The 15,800-nt window shown below is 61.8% G+C and carries 16 protein-coding genes and 1 pseudogene; 5 read left to right on the top strand and 12 right to left on the bottom strand.

Annotation, left to right across the window (positions count from 1 at the left end; all coding sequences use genetic code 11):
- The first annotated feature begins 111 nt into the window (after positions 1–111).
- Positions 112–1,110 (top strand): helix-turn-helix domain-containing GNAT family N-acetyltransferase, encoded by a 999-nt coding sequence (locus M5B96_RS19640; protein WP_248798435.1) that lies wholly within the window; start codon positions 112–114, stop codon positions 1,108–1,110.
- Here M5B96_RS19640 and M5B96_RS19635 read toward each other — a convergent pair.
- Both M5B96_RS19635 and M5B96_RS19630 read right to left on the bottom strand, forming a co-directional pair.
- Positions 1,107–1,292 carry a hypothetical protein gene (locus M5B96_RS19635; RefSeq protein WP_248798432.1) on the bottom strand — a complete coding sequence of 62 codons (186 nt, stop codon included), beginning with the start codon at positions 1,290–1,292 and terminating at the stop codon, positions 1,107–1,109. The two genes, M5B96_RS19640 and M5B96_RS19635, sit on opposite strands and share 4 nt — an antisense overlap.
- Before the next feature lie 8 nt (positions 1,293–1,300).
- Positions 1,301–1,702 carry a hypothetical protein gene (locus M5B96_RS19630; RefSeq protein ID WP_248798430.1) on the bottom strand — a complete coding sequence of 134 codons (402 nt, stop codon included), beginning with the start codon at positions 1,700–1,702 and terminating at the stop codon, positions 1,301–1,303.
- Positions 1,703–1,761: 59 nt separating this feature from the next.
- Between M5B96_RS19630 and M5B96_RS19625 the strand changes: the two are divergent.
- Positions 1,762–2,247, top strand: a pseudogene (locus M5B96_RS19625) (transcriptional regulator); the annotation flags it as partial.
- Positions 2,248–2,304: 57 nt separating this feature from the next.
- On the opposite strand, the gene M5B96_RS19620 reads toward M5B96_RS19625, so the two are convergent.
- On the bottom strand, positions 2,305–3,261 hold the full coding sequence (locus M5B96_RS19620) for a threonine dehydratase (protein WP_248798428.1): 957 nt from the start codon (positions 3,259–3,261) through the stop codon (positions 2,305–2,307).
- 96 nt (positions 3,262–3,357) lie between these two features.
- Here M5B96_RS19620 and M5B96_RS19615 point away from each other — a divergent pair, with 96 nt between their 5' ends.
- On the top strand, positions 3,358–4,164 hold the full coding sequence (locus M5B96_RS19615; protein ID WP_248798426.1) for a helix-turn-helix transcriptional regulator: 807 nt from the start codon (positions 3,358–3,360) through the stop codon (positions 4,162–4,164).
- A gap of 115 nt (positions 4,165–4,279) precedes the next feature.
- On the opposite strand, the gene M5B96_RS19610 is transcribed toward M5B96_RS19615, so the two are convergent.
- On the bottom strand, positions 4,280–4,831 hold the full coding sequence (locus M5B96_RS19610) for an acyl-CoA thioesterase (RefSeq protein WP_248798424.1): 552 nt from the start codon (positions 4,829–4,831) through the stop codon (positions 4,280–4,282).
- A 106-nt stretch (positions 4,832–4,937) separates the two neighbouring features.
- Between M5B96_RS19610 and M5B96_RS19605 the strand changes: the two genes are divergently transcribed.
- Positions 4,938–5,903, top strand: a complete 966-nt coding sequence (locus tag M5B96_RS19605; RefSeq protein WP_248798422.1) for a GlxA family transcriptional regulator — start codon at positions 4,938–4,940, stop codon at positions 5,901–5,903.
- 34 nt (positions 5,904–5,937) lie between these two features.
- On the opposite strand, the gene M5B96_RS19600 is transcribed toward M5B96_RS19605, so the two are convergent.
- The 6 genes from M5B96_RS19600 to M5B96_RS19575 form a co-directional block, all read right to left on the bottom strand.
- The gene (locus M5B96_RS19600) at positions 5,938–8,568 is read right to left on the bottom strand and encodes an EAL domain-containing protein (protein ID WP_248798420.1); all 2,631 of its coding nucleotides are present in this window, start codon (positions 8,566–8,568) and stop codon (positions 5,938–5,940) included.
- Between the two features lie 331 nt (positions 8,569–8,899).
- Positions 8,900–9,229 carry a DHCW motif cupin fold protein gene (locus tag M5B96_RS19595; protein WP_248798418.1) on the bottom strand — a complete coding sequence of 110 codons (330 nt, stop codon included), beginning with the start codon at positions 9,227–9,229 and terminating at the stop codon, positions 8,900–8,902.
- An 86-nt stretch (positions 9,230–9,315) separates the two neighbouring features.
- Complete coding sequence (locus tag M5B96_RS19590; RefSeq protein WP_248798416.1) at positions 9,316–11,685, bottom strand: hypothetical protein; 2,370 nt, start codon at positions 11,683–11,685, stop codon at positions 9,316–9,318.
- 48 nt (positions 11,686–11,733) lie between these two features.
- The gene (locus M5B96_RS19585) at positions 11,734–12,483 is read right to left on the bottom strand and encodes an ABC transporter permease (protein ID WP_248798414.1); all 750 of its coding nucleotides are present in this window, start codon (positions 12,481–12,483) and stop codon (positions 11,734–11,736) included.
- An 8-nt stretch (positions 12,484–12,491) separates the two neighbouring features.
- The gene (locus M5B96_RS19580) at positions 12,492–13,493 is read right to left on the bottom strand and encodes an ABC transporter substrate-binding protein (protein ID WP_248798412.1); all 1,002 of its coding nucleotides are present in this window, start codon (positions 13,491–13,493) and stop codon (positions 12,492–12,494) included.
- Entirely contained in the window at positions 13,490–14,338 is an 849-nt protein-coding gene (locus tag M5B96_RS19575; RefSeq protein ID WP_248798410.1) for an ABC transporter ATP-binding protein, read from the bottom strand. Before M5B96_RS19575 ends, M5B96_RS19580 begins: the two co-directional genes overlap by 4 nt.
- Before the next feature lie 142 nt (positions 14,339–14,480).
- Between M5B96_RS19575 and M5B96_RS19570 the strand changes: the two genes are divergently transcribed.
- Positions 14,481–15,224 (top strand): GntR family transcriptional regulator, encoded by a 744-nt coding sequence (locus M5B96_RS19570; RefSeq protein WP_248798408.1) that lies wholly within the window; start codon positions 14,481–14,483, stop codon positions 15,222–15,224.
- Between the two features lie 27 nt (positions 15,225–15,251).
- On the opposite strand, the gene M5B96_RS19565 is transcribed toward M5B96_RS19570, so the two are convergent.
- Together M5B96_RS19565 and M5B96_RS19560 are read right to left on the bottom strand one after the other, a co-directional pair.
- Positions 15,252–15,500 carry a hypothetical protein gene (locus tag M5B96_RS19565; RefSeq protein ID WP_248798406.1) on the bottom strand — a complete coding sequence of 83 codons (249 nt, stop codon included), beginning with the start codon at positions 15,498–15,500 and terminating at the stop codon, positions 15,252–15,254.
- Between the two features lie 6 nt (positions 15,501–15,506).
- Positions 15,507–15,752: a hypothetical protein gene (locus tag M5B96_RS19560; RefSeq protein ID WP_248798405.1), complete on the bottom strand. Its 246-nt coding sequence runs from the start codon at positions 15,750–15,752 to the stop codon at positions 15,507–15,509.
- Positions 15,753–15,800: the final 48 nt, after the last annotated feature.

The raw sequence follows: 15,800 nt of genomic DNA, 5'->3' as shown, positions 1-15,800 counted from the left end.
TATTTTCACGCCTTCCCCACCTTTGCGAGCCTGAGAAACACTTGATAGTGCTGGACATCCTCGACTTGCACATGGTTGTATCATGCAACCATGCGCAGCGGAGATTTCCAAATGACCACCGCCCCATCCCTGGTTGAAGAGATTCGCCATGCATCGCGTACCATGGTCCGCGAACTGGGTTTCCTGCGGGCCACCTTGGCCGGCACGGCCTACTCCGCCTCCGCGGTGCACGCGCTGCTCGAGATCGAGGCGGCAGGGACCCTGACAGCAGCCCAACTGGTGCAGATACTGGGTCTGGAAAAGTCTAGCGTCAGTCGGATGATGAGCAAGCTCATCGACGCCGGAGAATTGCAGGAAGTGGCCGGCGACGCGGATGCTCGCGTCAAGCCATTGCTCCTGACCGGGCAAGGCCAACAGACCGTTGCACATATCCATCGCTATGGCCGGGCACAGGTGAAGTCCGCGCTGGAGCACCTGAACCCGTCGGAACAGCAGTCAGTCGCCCAGGGCCTAGCGGCCTATGCCCGTGCGCTCGGCACATTGCGCCCGGGTAGCGTCGAGGCCCCGCGCAGTCCAATCAAGATCAGTTCGGGCTACAGGCCGGGCCTGGTCGGACGCGTGACCGAAATGCACGCCACTTTCTATGCCCGGCACTCCGGTTTCGGGCAGTTCTTCGAAAGCCAGGTCGCCATGGGGCTTGCCGATTTTGTCGGGCGCCTGGAGCAACCTTGCAACCGCGCGTGGGTGGCGACTCAGAGCGAGCGCATCGTCGGTTCGCTGGTCATCGACGGGCAGGGTCTTGGGAACAACGAGGCCCACTTGCGCTGGTTCATCCTCGACGATGGCTGCCGAGGGAGTGGCGTCGGCCGCCAATTGCTCAGCGAAGCACTGTCCTTCTGCGATCAGTTCGGCTTTGCCGCCACCCGGCTTTGGACGTTCAAAGGACTGGATACCGCGCGGCGGCTCTACGAAGCTCACGGATTCGAGCTGACGAAAGAGGAAGAAGGCAGCCAATGGGGAAGCACGGTCACCGAACAGCAGTTCACTCGTATAAGCCTACCCACCGGGGTTGCCAGTGGGCTGGGACATGGCAACCCCCAATCGGCCTAGAACCGCGCTTGGTCAAGATCGGCGATCAGCATCGGCCCTGTCGGATGCCAACCCAGGCGTGCCTGGGTCTGGGCGCTGGAAGCGGGCATATCGAGGCCGACGAACATCTCCAGCCAACCAAAATGCGCCACGGCTTCCTGCGCCGTGATCGAAACCACCGGCACATTCAGCCCCCGGCCCATCGCCTCGGCTATTTCGCGGCTGCCGACCCCTTCTTCGCCGACCGCATGATAACGCGCGCCCGCTTCGCCTTTCTCCAGGGCCTGGCGGTATAGGCGCGCGACATCGAAGAGGTGGCCCGCGGATGGGGATGGTTGGTGTTGCACACCTCCTCGGTCGCCAGAAGGTCGGGGGCGAGGCTGCCCATGGCGGTCCCGGAGGTAATGACCAACGGGCGCTTGGAGCCGGCAAGTACGGAGCCGAGTGCCTCGATGGCACGCTTGTCCTTCTCGCAATTGGCGACAAATCTCGAAAAGTCATGATCGAAGGCGGTATGGATAACGCCGTCCGCTGTCGCGGCCCCGGCCTTGAGCAATTCGGGGACAATGGCCGAACCGATGAAACCGGTCGCCCCGGTGAGAAATATTCGCATAGCAGTGTCTCCCTGATGGTTTCCCACTCACCACGCAATCGGAGCACGAGCACCTTTACATGCTGGCGCTGGGACGGCCACCGGAAGTCCGCTACACGCCGCTGGTGGGTATCAATCCCAGGCTTCAGCGCGTGCTTGATTCGCTTCATGCCAGCCCGGCACTTATCAAGAGTGTCACCTGGGAGGTGATTGCCTGGAACCGGGCCGCCGCCATCGTGCTGACCGACTACAGCACGCTGCCGGTCGGACAACGCAATATCCTGCGGTTCCTGTTCGGTAATCCGGCGGTCCGCGCCAAACAGCACGATTGGGAGAGCGTGGCGCGGTTTGTGGTCGGCGCCTTCAGAGCGGATGTGGCGCGTGCCGGGTTGGCCTCCGAAGTCAGCGAACTGGTGAACGAACTGTGCACCGTCAGCCCGGAATTCGAAGCGTTATGGCGGCACCATGAAGTGCACGGTCATGCGGATGGAGAAAACGTAAAACGCTTGCTGCATCCTGAACTGGGGCAGATCGAGTTGGAGTATTCGGCGTTTTCCATCGATGGTCGACCGAGCGCAAGGCAGTGCCAGGCAGCAATCGACCCCGACGGCCTGATCAGCGGATCACGCAATCACCTTCGCATACACCGGCCTGTCGACATTTCCACCGGTCAGGATGACCGCCACCCGCTTCCCGGCCATGGCCTCACGCTCCTGCATCAGCGCCGCCAGTGCCGCCGCCCCTGCCCCTTCGGCCAGGTTGTGGGTGTCGCTGTAATACACACGCATGGCCTCGCTGACCTGCTCGTCCGAGACCGCCACGATCCGCGCCGCGCCGGCCGCATAAACCGCGAAGGCTTCAGGGATCGGCCTGCGCACGGCCATACCGTCGGCCAGGGTATTCGCCGAGGCGGTTTCGAGTATCTTCCCGGCTTCGAAGGATAACTTCGCGGCGGCAGCCGCGCTCGATACCACGCCAACCACCCGGGTCTTCAGGCCCAGCGCATCGCGGGCGGCGATCACCGCGCAAACCCCCGAGCCACAGCCGATGGGTACGTAGACGGTGTCCAGGTCCGGCACCGCCTTGAACAACTCCAGCGCGTAAGTGGCAACCCCCTTGATCAACTCGGCATGGTACGGCGGCACCAGGTAGAGGCCTTGTGCTTCGGCCAGGCGCGCGGCCTCCTCGCGGGCCTCGTCGAAATCCCCGCCGAACTCGACGACCTCGCCACCAAAGCCACGCATGGCGTTGTTCTTCTCCACGGAATTGCCGCGCGGCACCACAATCAACGCTCTCAAGCCCAAGGCCCGGGTGGCCAGGGCGATGCTCTGTCCGTGGTTACCACGGGTGGCGGTGACAACGCCTTGCGTGTCCGGCTGGGTGCGCTTGAGCCAGTGCATGAAGGTAATGCCGCCGCGCACCTTGAAAGCACCGGTGGGAGTGTGGTTTTCGTGCTTGACCCAAACCGTGCAGCCCAACCGCTCGGCCAGCAGGGGCCAGGCATATTGGGCAGTGGCGGGCATCACCTGGTATACCTGGCGGGCAGCGTTTTCTATATCGTCGCGGGTCAGTCCGTGCATGGCGATTCTCTCTGGGGTTTTGCCCAGTCTAGGCAGGACCGCAGGCCATCGGCTTTCAGAAAACTGACCTGACCTTCAGGGTTGTCCTTCAGTAAGATGCTGCTTATGAATCGTCGAAACGGCTTGCCGCCAGCCCACCTACACGAACCGGTCCGTCGGGCCGAGGCCGGACCGTGGGCGATCGAGCTGTTGCCCGGCGCCGGCTACGCAACCCGATACATGACAACCCAGGCCGTCATTGGCTTTGCCTTCGACAGCCAGCGAGGCCGGCACGCGATCGGCAGCGACCGGGTGCGGCCCTTCACTGCCACGCCCAACGGCCTGGCGTTCCTGCCCCCCGGGTGCGATGTGTTTTCTGAATCCCCCGAGGGCGGCGAGTACCTGCGGTTGATCCGCACCGACGGTACACCGCTGAAGGGAGAGCATGCGTTCAACAATCGCATCGATCGGCAGGCGATTGCCCTCGCGCAACGCATGCGCGGCGCGCTGTTACAGGCCTCGGTGGAGGACGACTGGGAGACCTGGGCACTGGCCTTGGCCCAACGGGTGGCGGGAAACGAGGTGCTGGCGGAGGTGCCCCGCGGCTCGATCACCCCCCAGCGACTGCGCCTGCTCGACGAGTTGATTGACGCCGGGCTCGACGGCCCGCTGAGTGTGCAGGCGATGGCGCAGACACTGGGTTTGTCCGAAGGCTACTTCATGCGTGCGTTCAAGGATGCAACGGGCAAGAGCCCGCACAGCTACCTGATCGATCGACGCCTCGCCCGGGCCCGCGGCCTGTTGCTTGGCTCGGCGCAGCGTTTGGCGGACATCGCCCTGGCCTGCGGCTTTGCCTCCCAGGCGCACATGGCCACGGCTTTCAGACAACGCCTGGGGGTCAGTCCACGGGATATGCGCGGCTGATCTGGGCCGGCCAGCCGCGCATGCCCTACTCAAAAGATCAGGCGATAGCCCTGTGCTCCCCCATGGAAAGGGATTGCTGGAGCTGCCAGGTGCACTCCCCCCCTGGCAAGACAAGTCATGATGCCACTTGTTGTTCCTCCTCTCGAATCTGGGTGCTCATCCCATCACAACAAGAAGACCAATCCGCCAACCATTTCGGCATAGCCGCCGGCTCTTCGGTCAACCCCATTGCCTGGACGAACTCACTCGGCGCCACCGGCCCCCGGGCCGAGCGAAACAGGCCGCGCATCACCACGGAGCCCACCACCCGGCCTTTACTCACGAAACGGTGCTCCATAAAACTCCACTTGTGATCCCAGCCGAGGATCCTGGTGTGAATTTCGAAAGATTCGAACAACCTTAACTCCCGCCGGAACTTGCCCCAGGTATCCCCCACGATCGGCACCGCCCGGTGACGCAAGGCCGCGCGATAGGCACCACTGCGCAGCACGAAATCCATGCGCCCTACATCAGCCATATTGAAATACCGGCCATTGGTGACGTGACGGTTCAGATCGAGATCCGACGGCCAGACACGCATGCGTATGACGGTGGTGGCCAAGCCGTCGACGGGCTGGCGCCAAGGGCGACGAAACAACATGAGCACAAGCCTGAACCACAGATTCATAAATACACCGATTGGAAGAAGACAGCGGCGTACTTTACGGGGGCCAATTGGGTTACAGTAGGTGCATAAATGACTTATTTCATGCGAAAAGCGCAATTGGCCTCTCATGCACATCACCTTGCTACTGGTTGATCAATGCTCCGCCGCGAGCACCACCCTGGCCCTTGAAGTGCTGAGTGCCGCCAACCTGTTCGCCGACACCGCCAGCCAGCCGTTCGAATTGACCCGTGCCTCACTGAAGGGTGCTGATGTAGCGGCGTGGGGCAGTCAGATGCTGCGGGTGGACCAGTCCATCGAGGCCATTACGCGGACTGATCTTGTGCTGATCCCGGGCTTTCTCTTCACCCTGAAAGACGCCCTGCCGACCTTCGCCGCCCATGGGCCCTGGTTACGGCAACAACATGCGCAAGGGGCGGTCGTGGTCAGCATGTGTACGGCCACCTTCATGCTCGCCGAAACCGGCCTGCTGGACGGTGTTCGGGCCACCACTCATTGGGCCTTTGCCGATCTCTTTCGTCGACGTTACGCCAAGGTGCATCTGGATGAGGCGCAGATGCTGTGCGAAGACAAGCGCTTGATCACCAGCGGCGGCGCGAGTGCCGCCATGGATCTTCTGCTGTTTCTGGTCCGCCGTTTCGCCTCGGTGGACTTGGCCCGCAAATGTGCCAAGTATCTGCTGGTCGACACCATGCGCACCCAGCAGTCGGTCTATACCACGTGGTCACCGCCCAAGCATCATGGCGATGAAGAAATACTGCAGGTTCAGCACTGGCTGGAGGAGCACTTCCAGCAGCCGCTGCTGATTGATGACGTCGCTCAACAATTCGCCTTTGGTATCCGCAATTTCAAAAGGCGTTTCAAGGAAGCCACCGGGTACCCGCCCCTGCTCTATCTGCAGACGCTTCGTCTGGAGCGCGCCAAGCAACTGCTCGAATCAACCCGGATGAGCGTGGGCAGCATTACCAATGCAGTCGGTTACGAAGACAGCAATTCCTTCCGCCGCCTCTTTCAACAACGCGTCGGCCTGCTGCCCGCCGCTTACCGGAAGAAATTTCAGCCCACTACGAACTGACTGACGGCGCCGCACAAAACCAACGCGGCACATCCTAGATATCCGGTTCGCCGAGGCTTTCAGCCAGTGCAGTCATCACCTTGCACTCTACCTCCGCCTGGAGCTCAGCCTCACTCGCCTGGGCCCATTGCGCAAACGCCTCACACGACAGCGGAATCGAGAACAAATAGCCTTGCCCGACCTCATAACCCTGGGTCATGAGGATGTCGCGCTGGGCGACGTGCTCAATGCCTTCGGCCACCACGTGCAGGCCAAGCCCCTTGCCGATTCCAATGACGGACTCGCTCAGGGCGCGGCAGGAAGCGTCGCGCTCCAGGTCGTCGACGAAGCTCTTGTCCAGTTTCAACTCGCTGATCGGCAGGCGTCGCAAATACCCCAGGCTGGAGTAACCGGTGCCAAAGTCATCAATCGCCAGGCGCACCCCCAAGGCGTGCAAATCGCGGATGGTTTGCTCGGTGCCTGCGCTATTGGACAACAAGACGCCCTCGGTCACCTCCACGCACAGGTCGCCGGGCTGCAAGCCACAATATTGCAATTGCCGGGCGATCAGCTCGGCCAGATTGCGATTGTGGAAGTTGATCGGCGACAGGTTGATCGATAAGGAAGGGATCGGTAAACCTTGTCGACGCCAGCTCGCCAGTTGCTCGCAAGCCTGCTGTAGCACCCATTGGCTCAATGCATTGATCAGCCCACAGTCCTCGGCCAGGGGAATGAATCGGCAGGGCGGAATATGGCCTAGCGTCGGATGCACCCAGCGCGCCAGTGCTTCGGCACCGACCAGACGTCCGCTGCGCAATTCGATCTGCGGCTGATACACCAGATGCAGGCCGCCGCCGGCCAGGGCCTGGCGCAGGTCGGTCTCCAGCATCAAGCGCTCCTGGGCAACCTTGTTCATCTCTTCGAGAAAGAAACTGAAGCTGCCGCGTTCGACGCGCTTGGCCTGGTACATGGCGATATCGGCACAATGCAGCAGGCTTTCCATGTCCTGCCCGTCCCGCGGGAACATGCTGATGCCGATGCTGGCCGACAACACCACGCTGGTCCCGGCAACGGTGGCCGGGACACTCAGGATTATCATCAATCGTTCAAGAAAGAACGTGACTTGGGTGGCACTCATCCGTGGCAGCACCAGCACGAACTCATCCCCGGACAACCGCCCGACAATGTCCGATTCCCGTAGCACGCTGCGCAAACGTTGCGCCATGGCTTGCAGCAGCAAGTCCCCCGAGGCGTGCCCCAAGGCATCGTTGATCTGCTTGAAACGGTCCAGATCGACAAACAGTACCGCCAGCTCGCCCTGCTCTTCAGCCACCTCACGCAGGCTCCGCTCGGCCTGGGCCAACAGGAAAGTGCGATTGGGCAGGCCGGTCAAGGCATCATAGAAGGCCATCTGGAGAATCGCCTGCCGGGCCTCTTCCCGCTCCAGCGCCAACAGGCACAGATGGATTCCCGCGCTCACCAGATGCATATGAAGAGGATCAGGTCCACGACACTCCCTGAAGTACAGCGCAAATGTCGCCGCGACCCGTCCCGCGGCGTTGCGCACCGGAACCGACCAGCACGCCTGGAAACCCGACTGCAACGCCAGGTCCTTGTAATCGGCCCAGAGCGGATCGTGGAGAATATCCGTCACCAGCACCGGCTCGCCCCTGTAGGCCGCCGTGCCGCAGGAGCCATTGGCGGGGCCGGCTGGCAGGCCCTCGATCGCCCGGGAATAATCCGCCGGCAAACCCGGGCTGGCCAAGGGGTGGAGCACGCCTTCCTTGTCCACGCCAAGGATTGAGACGGCGACCTCGGGGGCGATGCGTTCAATCTCCTGGCACAACAAGGTCAACACACTCTCCAGCGAGGCCTCTTTCAACAGCGCGCCAATGATCTTGTCCTGCAACACCTCATGCAGCTTGGTCCGGGTGATATCGGTCAACACAATCACGATGTTTTCGACCTTGCCCTGCGCATCGAGCACCGGCGTCGAGGAAACATGCAGCCACAGCCGTTGGCCATTACGCTTGCTGATCAGCGCGCTGGTTTCATTGGATTGACCGCCAAGGAGCTTTTCCAGCACCTGCTGCGCATTCGCCTTGGCCCGAGTACCCGCGGCAAAGAATATAAGCGGTGACTGGCCGAGCACCTCTTCACGGGAGTAACCCAGCAATCGAACGAAACCGTCATTGAGATAAATGAGCTGCCCGTCGGCGTCGACGATACAGGTAGCCGAGCGGGTGGCATTGACCGACATCGACAGCAAGCGGTGCTCGATGTCCTTCAAGCGTACCTGGGTGATGTCCTTGAGAAAGGCGGCGTAGAGAATGCGCCCCGGCAAGGTGATCTTCGAGATGGACATGGAGCCCCAGCGCTCTTCACCATCCTTGCGCACAATGCGCAAATCCCGGCTGCTGCCGACAATCCTGTTGACCCCGGTCTCCCGGTTGGCGCTGATAAAACCGTCATGTTGGGCATAGACCGCCTGGGGCACCAGCGTATTGACGTTGCGGCCAAGCACCTCGTTGCGCGGACACCCCCAAAGCTTCTCGGCGGCTCCGTTGAAGAACAGCACACAGTTGCGGTCATCAATGACCACCACGGCATCAATAGCCTGCTCCAGTGTCTGCACGAAAAAGGGCTCCGCCTCTTCGCCACTGATCAACCCGACGCTAGAGTCCATTTCTTCTTACCACTGTATGCCTGCAATCACCGCCCTACGGCCCTTGGGAGCGCGTGAGGTACCAGAAACGCGACCCTGCCTAAAACCGAGTATGTGGCTTTCTCATCCCAAGCACCTCGTGTCAGGTCATTCGATAAAAACCAGTTAAACAGGCACAAGCCGTTCCTGGAATACCAGTTTAACGGCTTCGTGTGTTTACGCTGTAAAAACGCCCAAGCTTTTTTTTGCAAGGATAATCATTCGTACCACCTGGCCGGTGGCCTTCCTGGATTGATTGCGGGCGGTCGTGCGCGGATATCCCTCGGGCGATGCGCACTCCGGCGGTCCGTGCTCAATCCACAATGAACAACTTCGCCCCGTTCGTAGTGGATGAGCGATGCCCCTCGTTATTGGTGCCGACCTGATAGCTCATCCCGGCAGACAGGGTAAACCGGCGACCATCTTCCAGCTCAGTGTCCAACTCGCCCTCCAGGCACAGCAGGATATGCCCTCGCCAGCACCAGTGGTCGGCCAAGTATCCGGGGCTGTACTCGACCATTCGCACGCGAGTGGAACCAAACTGGCAGGTCCGCCAGTAGGCAGTCCCGGTCTGCCCCGGATGGGCGACAGGCTCTATGGTCGACCAGTCAGTCGTACCGAAGGGAATAGCCGTGAGATCCATGGAGTCGTTCCTTGCCGAAAAGAGCCACGGAACGTATCAAGCCGCCAGGGAGTTGAATAGATACAGATGCACACAATCGGCAGCCGTCACAGCGTCAAGAACAACGCCGACGTCCAAACCCTCGACTGATCCCGTTGCCGTGCACAGATGAACAACGGATGCTCACGCCCCGCCGCCAACCGCAACGCCGCCAGTTCGATCTTCCCCTGCACTTCACGCGGCAACGGCAGGTCGGTTGTCCGTTCCAGGGACAGCCTCAACTCCGCCCCCGGCAGTTCTTCGATCACCTGCCCTTGCGCCAACAACTGCTCACCGGACAAGGTCATCAGCACCGTCGGCGCATGCACATAAGGTTGCGGCTCGGATGGGTCGCCGACCTTGATGTAGTTGTCGATACGGCTTTGAATCCGCAAGGTCGCTCCAGCCAGTTGCGACAGGTCGATTTCAATGCTGTCGGTATCGCCATTGGTATCGGTGCGAAACGCCAGTGTCGTCGCATCCTTGCGCCACACGGTCTGCTCGGGGTGGTCGAGGCCCAAGGCGCGGAAGCCCTTGATCACTGCGCCCGTAACGCTGATCTCACCGCTCCAGTAGGCACCGCGATAACGGTCCTTGATCCGTGCGCCACCCAGGCGCAGGCGAATGCCGTGGACGGAAAAACCCAGTTCCTCATGCAGGTTGCGCGACCAGACCCGCCGCTCGCCGTCAAACAGTTCGACCTGCTCCCAACCCGCCTCCCCGAGCAAGCGATAATCCAAGGTCGCATCGGCCCGTGCGGTGAACACCTCGCCCATGAAATGCGCGCCCTGGCGCAAGCTGGCGAACGCACGCTCGCCGGTGGTGGCAAAGGTGCGACGGGCACGCAATGCCTTGCCGACACTGGCACGGTCAAAACGCTCGGCGAGCACGCCGGTCAGCCCGCCGCGTGATCCGAATACCGCCGTGGCCGGCACACCGCCGCCGCAACGCCCCTGATGCTCATCGCTGTTGGCCGCGGCCCCGACCCGATAGCCACGTTGCAGGGCCTCGGCATAGACCCAATGGAACTGCCCCCACGCCGACCCCACTTCAATCAGGCGCTCCAACTCCGGATGATGCCAATCCAGGTTGCAACGGCGCCCCCCCACATGGGGCATCATCAAGTGGCCTTCGGGATCCTTGGCATAGGCGGCGTACAACTCATCCACCGGCCAGGCGCCGGGCTTGATGGTCCCGGCGGTGAATTCGTTCCATTCGAAGGAGCGCACCAGGCGGCCCTGGTTGTCGAAAGGAAACTCCGGCTTGTGATCGTGCAGGAACACCACATTGCGATCACCACCGGCGCAGGAGTTGCCGCACCACTCGGTACCGGGGTAGCAGACAAATCGCCCCGGCTCGTTGAGCTCGTGTATCAGCTTGACCGCCTGGTCCCAGCGTTGCTCGGTGATATTGAAATCGTTGGCGGTATAACCGAGTACATCGAGCCCGGCAACATCACGGCCATAACTGAGGTTGTACAAGGTGTCGTTGGTGCCCACGGTGTCGTCGGAGTGCACATGCAAGTCCGCGTAGAGCGGGCGCAATGCGCTACCGCCCGGATCGACCGTGACAAAAGCCCGCGCCCCGCGCACAAACGGCGCCTGCACCTCGGCCGCCAGGCACCACTCGCCCACCGCGCCGAACTGCAAGGCCTCCAGCCGGGCAATCGCCCAACCTTCGGCGGCCAGGCGGAACGGCTGCCGCCGCTGTTCGCCTTCCGGACCGGTCAGGGTCAGCAGGCCCTCGAGTGGCAACTGCCGGCAGGTATTGCCCCAGGCATCGTCGACCCGCAGCAGCACGTCGAACGCCTCACCGGCGCTGACCAGCCGCGGCACGATCAGTTGCACGTTTTGCGCCGGCCCCGGGACGATATCCAGCAACGCATCACCGGGGACCTCGGCAAACTTCGAGCTGCCCAGCGGATCGATGAACAGGCGGAAGCGAAAGTCCTTCTCGACAAAGCTCTGCACCCGCGTGCCCGCGCCGCCCTGGCGTCGATCGCCGAGGCGGATGACGATGCGGTCGCCAGGATTGAGATAGCCGTCGACGATGTCGATGATCACGGCTTTCTGGAATGGCCGCTCATGGCCCTTCTGGTCGAAGCGCACTTTCAGGTGCTGCACCGTGGCCTGGCTCTGTCCCGGCACCAGTTCACCGGCCTGATACTCGGCACTGACGTAGTTGGGGCCCGCCGGATTCGAGGTCTGGAACAAGGCCCAGTCGGAGTAGAACTTGAACGCCAGTTTCAACCAGGCACCGTCCGCCAGCCCGCTGCCGCCGACCTCGTAGACCAGGGTGATCTCGTCCCATTGACCGGCCACCAGGGTCTGCCGATCGCAGCTGATAGCCCCCAGGAACGGACGTTGCTTGTTGCGTTCATACAGGCCTTGCGGGGCAATGTAGTGCCCGGCTTCGCGGGGATCGAACGGCTTACTCACATGACACCTCATACTGGTTCACTGCAGATTTGAAGGGGCACCGGCGACTTACTGCTCGCGCCATTGCTGGTAGTGACGCTCAAGGCGCCGGAACACAAAACTCTCCATCAACCAGGCGATCAATCCGATCAGGACGATGCCCAACAACACCTGGCTGCTGTTGCCGATCTGGCCCCCGGTGGAGACCATCCAGCCGATGCCCCGGGAGGCGCCGATCATTTCCGCCGCCACCAGTGCCCGCCAGCCCTGGCTGAAGCCGATACGCAGGGCCGCCGTGACAAATGGCAGCGAAGCCGGCAGGTAGACATGCGCCAGCAATTGCCAGGGACCGGCCCCCAGTGTGCGGGCCGCCCGGACCTCACCGCCGCGAATGCCCTGCACGCCCTCCTGGATCGTCACCGCCATGGGGAACACCGCGGCAATGAAGATCACCAGCACGATGGACACATAACCCAGGCCGAAGATGATCATGATCAGCGGCGCCCAGGCGATCGGCGGGATGGCCATGAACAGGCTGTTGAGCGGCGCGATAAAGTCGCGGAAACGCGCGGACAATCCCCCCGCCGCCCCCAGCAGTACGGCGACTATGACCGCCGCGCAGAACCCGCCGAGCTCCTCCAGGACGCTGGCTTGCAGGTGCTGCCAGAGCGAGCCGTCGCCGAGCCAGCGCAACGCCTCGCGGGCGACATTCCAGGGTTGCGGCAGGATGTAGGAGGGAAAACGACTGGCCAGGGCCACCCAGATCAACAGCAGGAACGGCAGCGAGGCCCATCCCCAATTCGGTTTTGGCAAGGACATGGGCAGACTCAGCGCGAAGCTTTTTCCAGGTAGGAGGTGTCGACGAGTTGCTCGGTGTTGAGCGGGCTGTCGATAAAGCCCAGGTCATGGGAGTAGTTCATCAGGCGCTGGATAAACTGGATGTCCGTGGCCTCCAGGTCCGCCGACCAGCCCAGCCGCGTACGGGCCTGGGCGACGATGGTTGCCGGGGCGATGGTCTGGCCGTCGGGCCCTTGCAACGCCTCGAGCTTGAAGGCCTCGGCGATGATCCGGTTCGATTCGTCGGGATGCTCGTTGAGAAAGGCGATCGCCTTGCGATGTGCACGCAGCAGTTTCACCACGTCGTCCGGGCGCTCCTGCAGAGTTTTCGGCAGTGCGATCACCACGTACCAGGGGTACTGCGGCAACGCCTGGTTGACGTCGAACAGGACCCGGCTCGAACCGCGCAGCAAGGATTGGCTGACAAAGGGTTCCCAGGAAAACGCCGCATCGACGATACCGCGCTCCAGGGCGGCGTTCATATTGCCCGGGGGCATGTCGATGATGTCGAGGTCACGGTCGGGATTGAGCCCGGCCTTTTCCTTGAGCACATAACCGCGCAGCAATACGTCCATGCCACTGCCCTTCTTCACCCCGGCGAGCTTCTTGCCCTTGAGATCGGCCAAGGCGTTGAGCGGACTTTTGCTGTCGACGATCACCGCCGCCTGGCCATAATTGACCTTGGCCAGGATCCGGCTCTGCAATCCTCGGGAAAACCACTGGTACACCGGTGGTGTGCCGACATAGGCCACGTCCAGCTCGCCGGCGGCCAGCGCCTGCTGGATCACCGGACCATCACCCAGCGCCCGGAGATCCACACTCAGGCCTTCTTCACGGTAGTAGCCTTGCTTGTCCGCGATCAGCGCCGGGGCATTGGCCATGGCGAAGACATACCCCACCCGCAACGGCTTGGTTTCCGCGGCGGCGCCCGCTGAACTGCCGAGCGCGGCGGCAACCGATAATGAAAGGACAAGCAGCGTACGTTTGATCATTGGATCGACTCGGTTTCAAGGGACAGGGAGGACGAGGAAACGCGGGCCTCGGACAGCGCCATGACCTGGGAAATACGCTCCATCAGTTCATTGCGGTAATCGAGGAACGCCGCTAAGCGGCGGGTTTTCAGATTGGAGCGCGGGCGTGGCAACTGGATCTTCAATTCGCTGTGAATACCGCCCGGGGCGATATTGAGGACAATCACCCGGTCCGCCAGGAACACTGCTTCGTCGATATCGTGGGTGATGAACAATACGGTCTGGCCCAGTTCGGCCCAGATACGCAGGGTTTCTTCGTTCATCTGGTTACGGCTGATGGCGTCGAGCGCGGCGAACGGCTCGTCCATCAGCAACACCTGCGGCTCCAGCGCCAGGGTGCGGGCCAGCGAGACACGCTGCTGCATCCCGCCGGAAAGCTGATGCGGCAAGCGTTGCGCGGCCTGTTCCAGGCCAACCAGGCGCAAGTACCGCATGGCCTGTTCACGCTGCTGCGACTCGTTGCCATCAGCGGCCATGCGCAGGCCGAAACGCACGTTCTCCAGGGCGCTCAGCCAGGGAAACAACTGCGGCGCCTGGAACACATAACCCAACTCCGAACGCTCCGGACTCACCGTGGTCTGGTTCAGGCGGACCTGTCCCGCCTGCGGTTGGACGAAGCCCGACAACAGGTTCAGCAAAGTGGTCTTGCCGCAGCCGGACGGTCCGAGGATCGCGACAAATTCGCCGGCCGCGGCGTTCAGGCTGAACGCGGAAAACACCCGGTGCCCATTGGGATAGCTGAAGCTGATGCGCTCGACGCTCAACGCATCGGCCGGCGGAGACGTACGAAGGAAGGTTTCTGGCATGGCAAGTGTCGTCAGGTCGTCTACAATGGGAATGCCTGACATAATACGTATTAATACAAGTCATCCCAATAACCGATTTTTATAACCTTAGAAGTGAAGGCCCCCCGTGAACGCCGCACTTCTTCGGTCACGGAACCGCTCAGTGTCCACGTCCATTCTTCGCCACAGCAGCACCTCGCTCTACGAACAGATCGCCCACCAATTGCTGGAGGAAATTCAGCGCGGCGCCTATGAGCCCAGCGGCAAGCTGCCCTCCGAGGCCGAGCTGGGCCAGCGCTTTGCGGTCAGCCGCGTGACCATTCGCCTGGCCGTGGGCAAGCTCAGCGCTGATGGAGTGGTGGAACGCAAACAAGGCAAGGGCACCTTTGTCGCGGCCAAGCAGGTCCGCCATGGTCTCGATGCCCTGCGCAGCTTTCATGAGGCGCTGTTGTTGCAAGGTCTCAAACCGAGCATGCGCGTCCTCGATTATCAGTTACAGCCGGTTCCCGAGGCGCTGCGCGCGCTATTTGCCGAGGCCGAACACTGCCTGCTGCTGGAGCGCCTGCACTTTGTCGATGATGAGCCCATCGCCCTGGGCCGCAGCCATCTGCCAGCCGAACTGGCGGACGTGGTCTGGAGCGCGGTCGAGAGCCGTCCGATCTATTCCATTCTGGAGTCGATCACCGGCTCCCCGGTCACCCGCGCCGACATGGCGATTCGCGCCCAGGAAGCCGACAAACAGCTGGCCAACACCCTGAATGTCAAACGTGGCACGGCACTGCTGGTGATGGAGCGCACCTCGTATTTTGCCGATGGTCGTTGCTGTGACCGGACCACGTTCTTTATCCGCCCGGAGCGTTATGCGTTTGTCCTCAGCGGCGTCTTCAAGTCCAGCCCCAGCCCTTGAAACCGGAACGCTTGCGAGCTTGTTCGTTCATGGCGAACCTTCGCTACGCCTGGCGGTGTAGGAGACATGAAGGATGATGTCATTGAGCGACTCAAGCATGGCCATCTGCACAGCAGGGTTGGGGACCGTCAGCGCGGCTTTGATCTCCTCCCAGGTTTTGTTGATGGTCGAGCTCGCGTCCTTGGCCTTCAATTCCTTCAGCGACACGGTTTTGCAGATTTCCAGCTCCCGCCTATTGTTTTGCAGGTACTCATGCTGCATCTGCAGCGGGCTCACTTTCAGTTATTCCCCGGCCCCCAGGCCACGGTAGCTGGCATTCCACGCCCCGGGGCGGATATAGGTCCGAGTGAAATCGCCGATTTCGTACTGCCAGCAGGCTTCTGCCGCCTGGCACAGTGACTGGGCGGTGTTGTAAGCGCTGTAGTAGAAGCCGGCGAGTTTGCTGTTGAGCCAGTCATAATTATTTTTGGATTTTCCTCGCAGAGTGCCTGGCCAGATAGAGAGATAAGCAATGACAATGCCATTCAAGATGGCAACTGGCACACTATCAGCGGGGGCGGTTCTGTATCTGGCAAC

Origin of the sequence: Pseudomonas sp. MWU13-2105 (assembly GCF_023242315.1) — a bacterium.
In the GTDB taxonomy this organism is placed as follows: domain Bacteria; phylum Pseudomonadota; class Gammaproteobacteria; order Pseudomonadales; family Pseudomonadaceae; genus Aquipseudomonas.
The sequence above is the reverse complement of the archived record's forward strand: the minus strand, read 5'-3'. Positions and strand labels throughout refer to the sequence as shown.

Excerpts from the sequence above, each read along its gene's own strand:
- M5B96_RS19640 (WP_248798435.1), top strand. The coding sequence starts at position 112 with ATGACCACCGCCCCATCCCTGGTTGAAGAGATTCGCCATGCATCGCGT.
- M5B96_RS19635 (WP_248798432.1), bottom strand. The coding sequence starts at position 1,292 with ATGGGCCGGGGGCTGAATGTGCCGGTGGTTTCGATCACGGCGCAGGAA.
- M5B96_RS19630 (WP_248798430.1), bottom strand. The coding sequence starts at position 1,702 with ATGCGAATATTTCTCACCGGGGCGACCGGTTTCATCGGTTCGGCCATT.
- M5B96_RS19620 (WP_248798428.1), bottom strand. The coding sequence starts at position 3,261 with ATGCACGGACTGACCCGCGACGATATAGAAAACGCTGCCCGCCAGGTA.
- M5B96_RS19615 (WP_248798426.1), top strand. The coding sequence starts at position 3,358 with ATGCTGCTTATGAATCGTCGAAACGGCTTGCCGCCAGCCCACCTACAC.
- M5B96_RS19610 (WP_248798424.1), bottom strand. The coding sequence starts at position 4,831 with ATGAATCTGTGGTTCAGGCTTGTGCTCATGTTGTTTCGTCGCCCTTGG.
- M5B96_RS19605 (WP_248798422.1), top strand. The coding sequence starts at position 4,938 with ATGCACATCACCTTGCTACTGGTTGATCAATGCTCCGCCGCGAGCACC.
- M5B96_RS19600 (WP_248798420.1), bottom strand. The coding sequence starts at position 8,568 with ATGGACTCTAGCGTCGGGTTGATCAGTGGCGAAGAGGCGGAGCCCTTT.
- M5B96_RS19595 (WP_248798418.1), bottom strand. The coding sequence starts at position 9,229 with ATGGATCTCACGGCTATTCCCTTCGGTACGACTGACTGGTCGACCATA.
- M5B96_RS19585 (WP_248798414.1), bottom strand. The coding sequence starts at position 12,483 with ATGTCCTTGCCAAAACCGAATTGGGGATGGGCCTCGCTGCCGTTCCTG.
- M5B96_RS19580 (WP_248798412.1), bottom strand. The coding sequence starts at position 13,493 with ATGATCAAACGTACGCTGCTTGTCCTTTCATTATCGGTTGCCGCCGCG.
- M5B96_RS19575 (WP_248798410.1), bottom strand. The coding sequence starts at position 14,338 with ATGCCAGAAACCTTCCTTCGTACGTCTCCGCCGGCCGATGCGTTGAGC.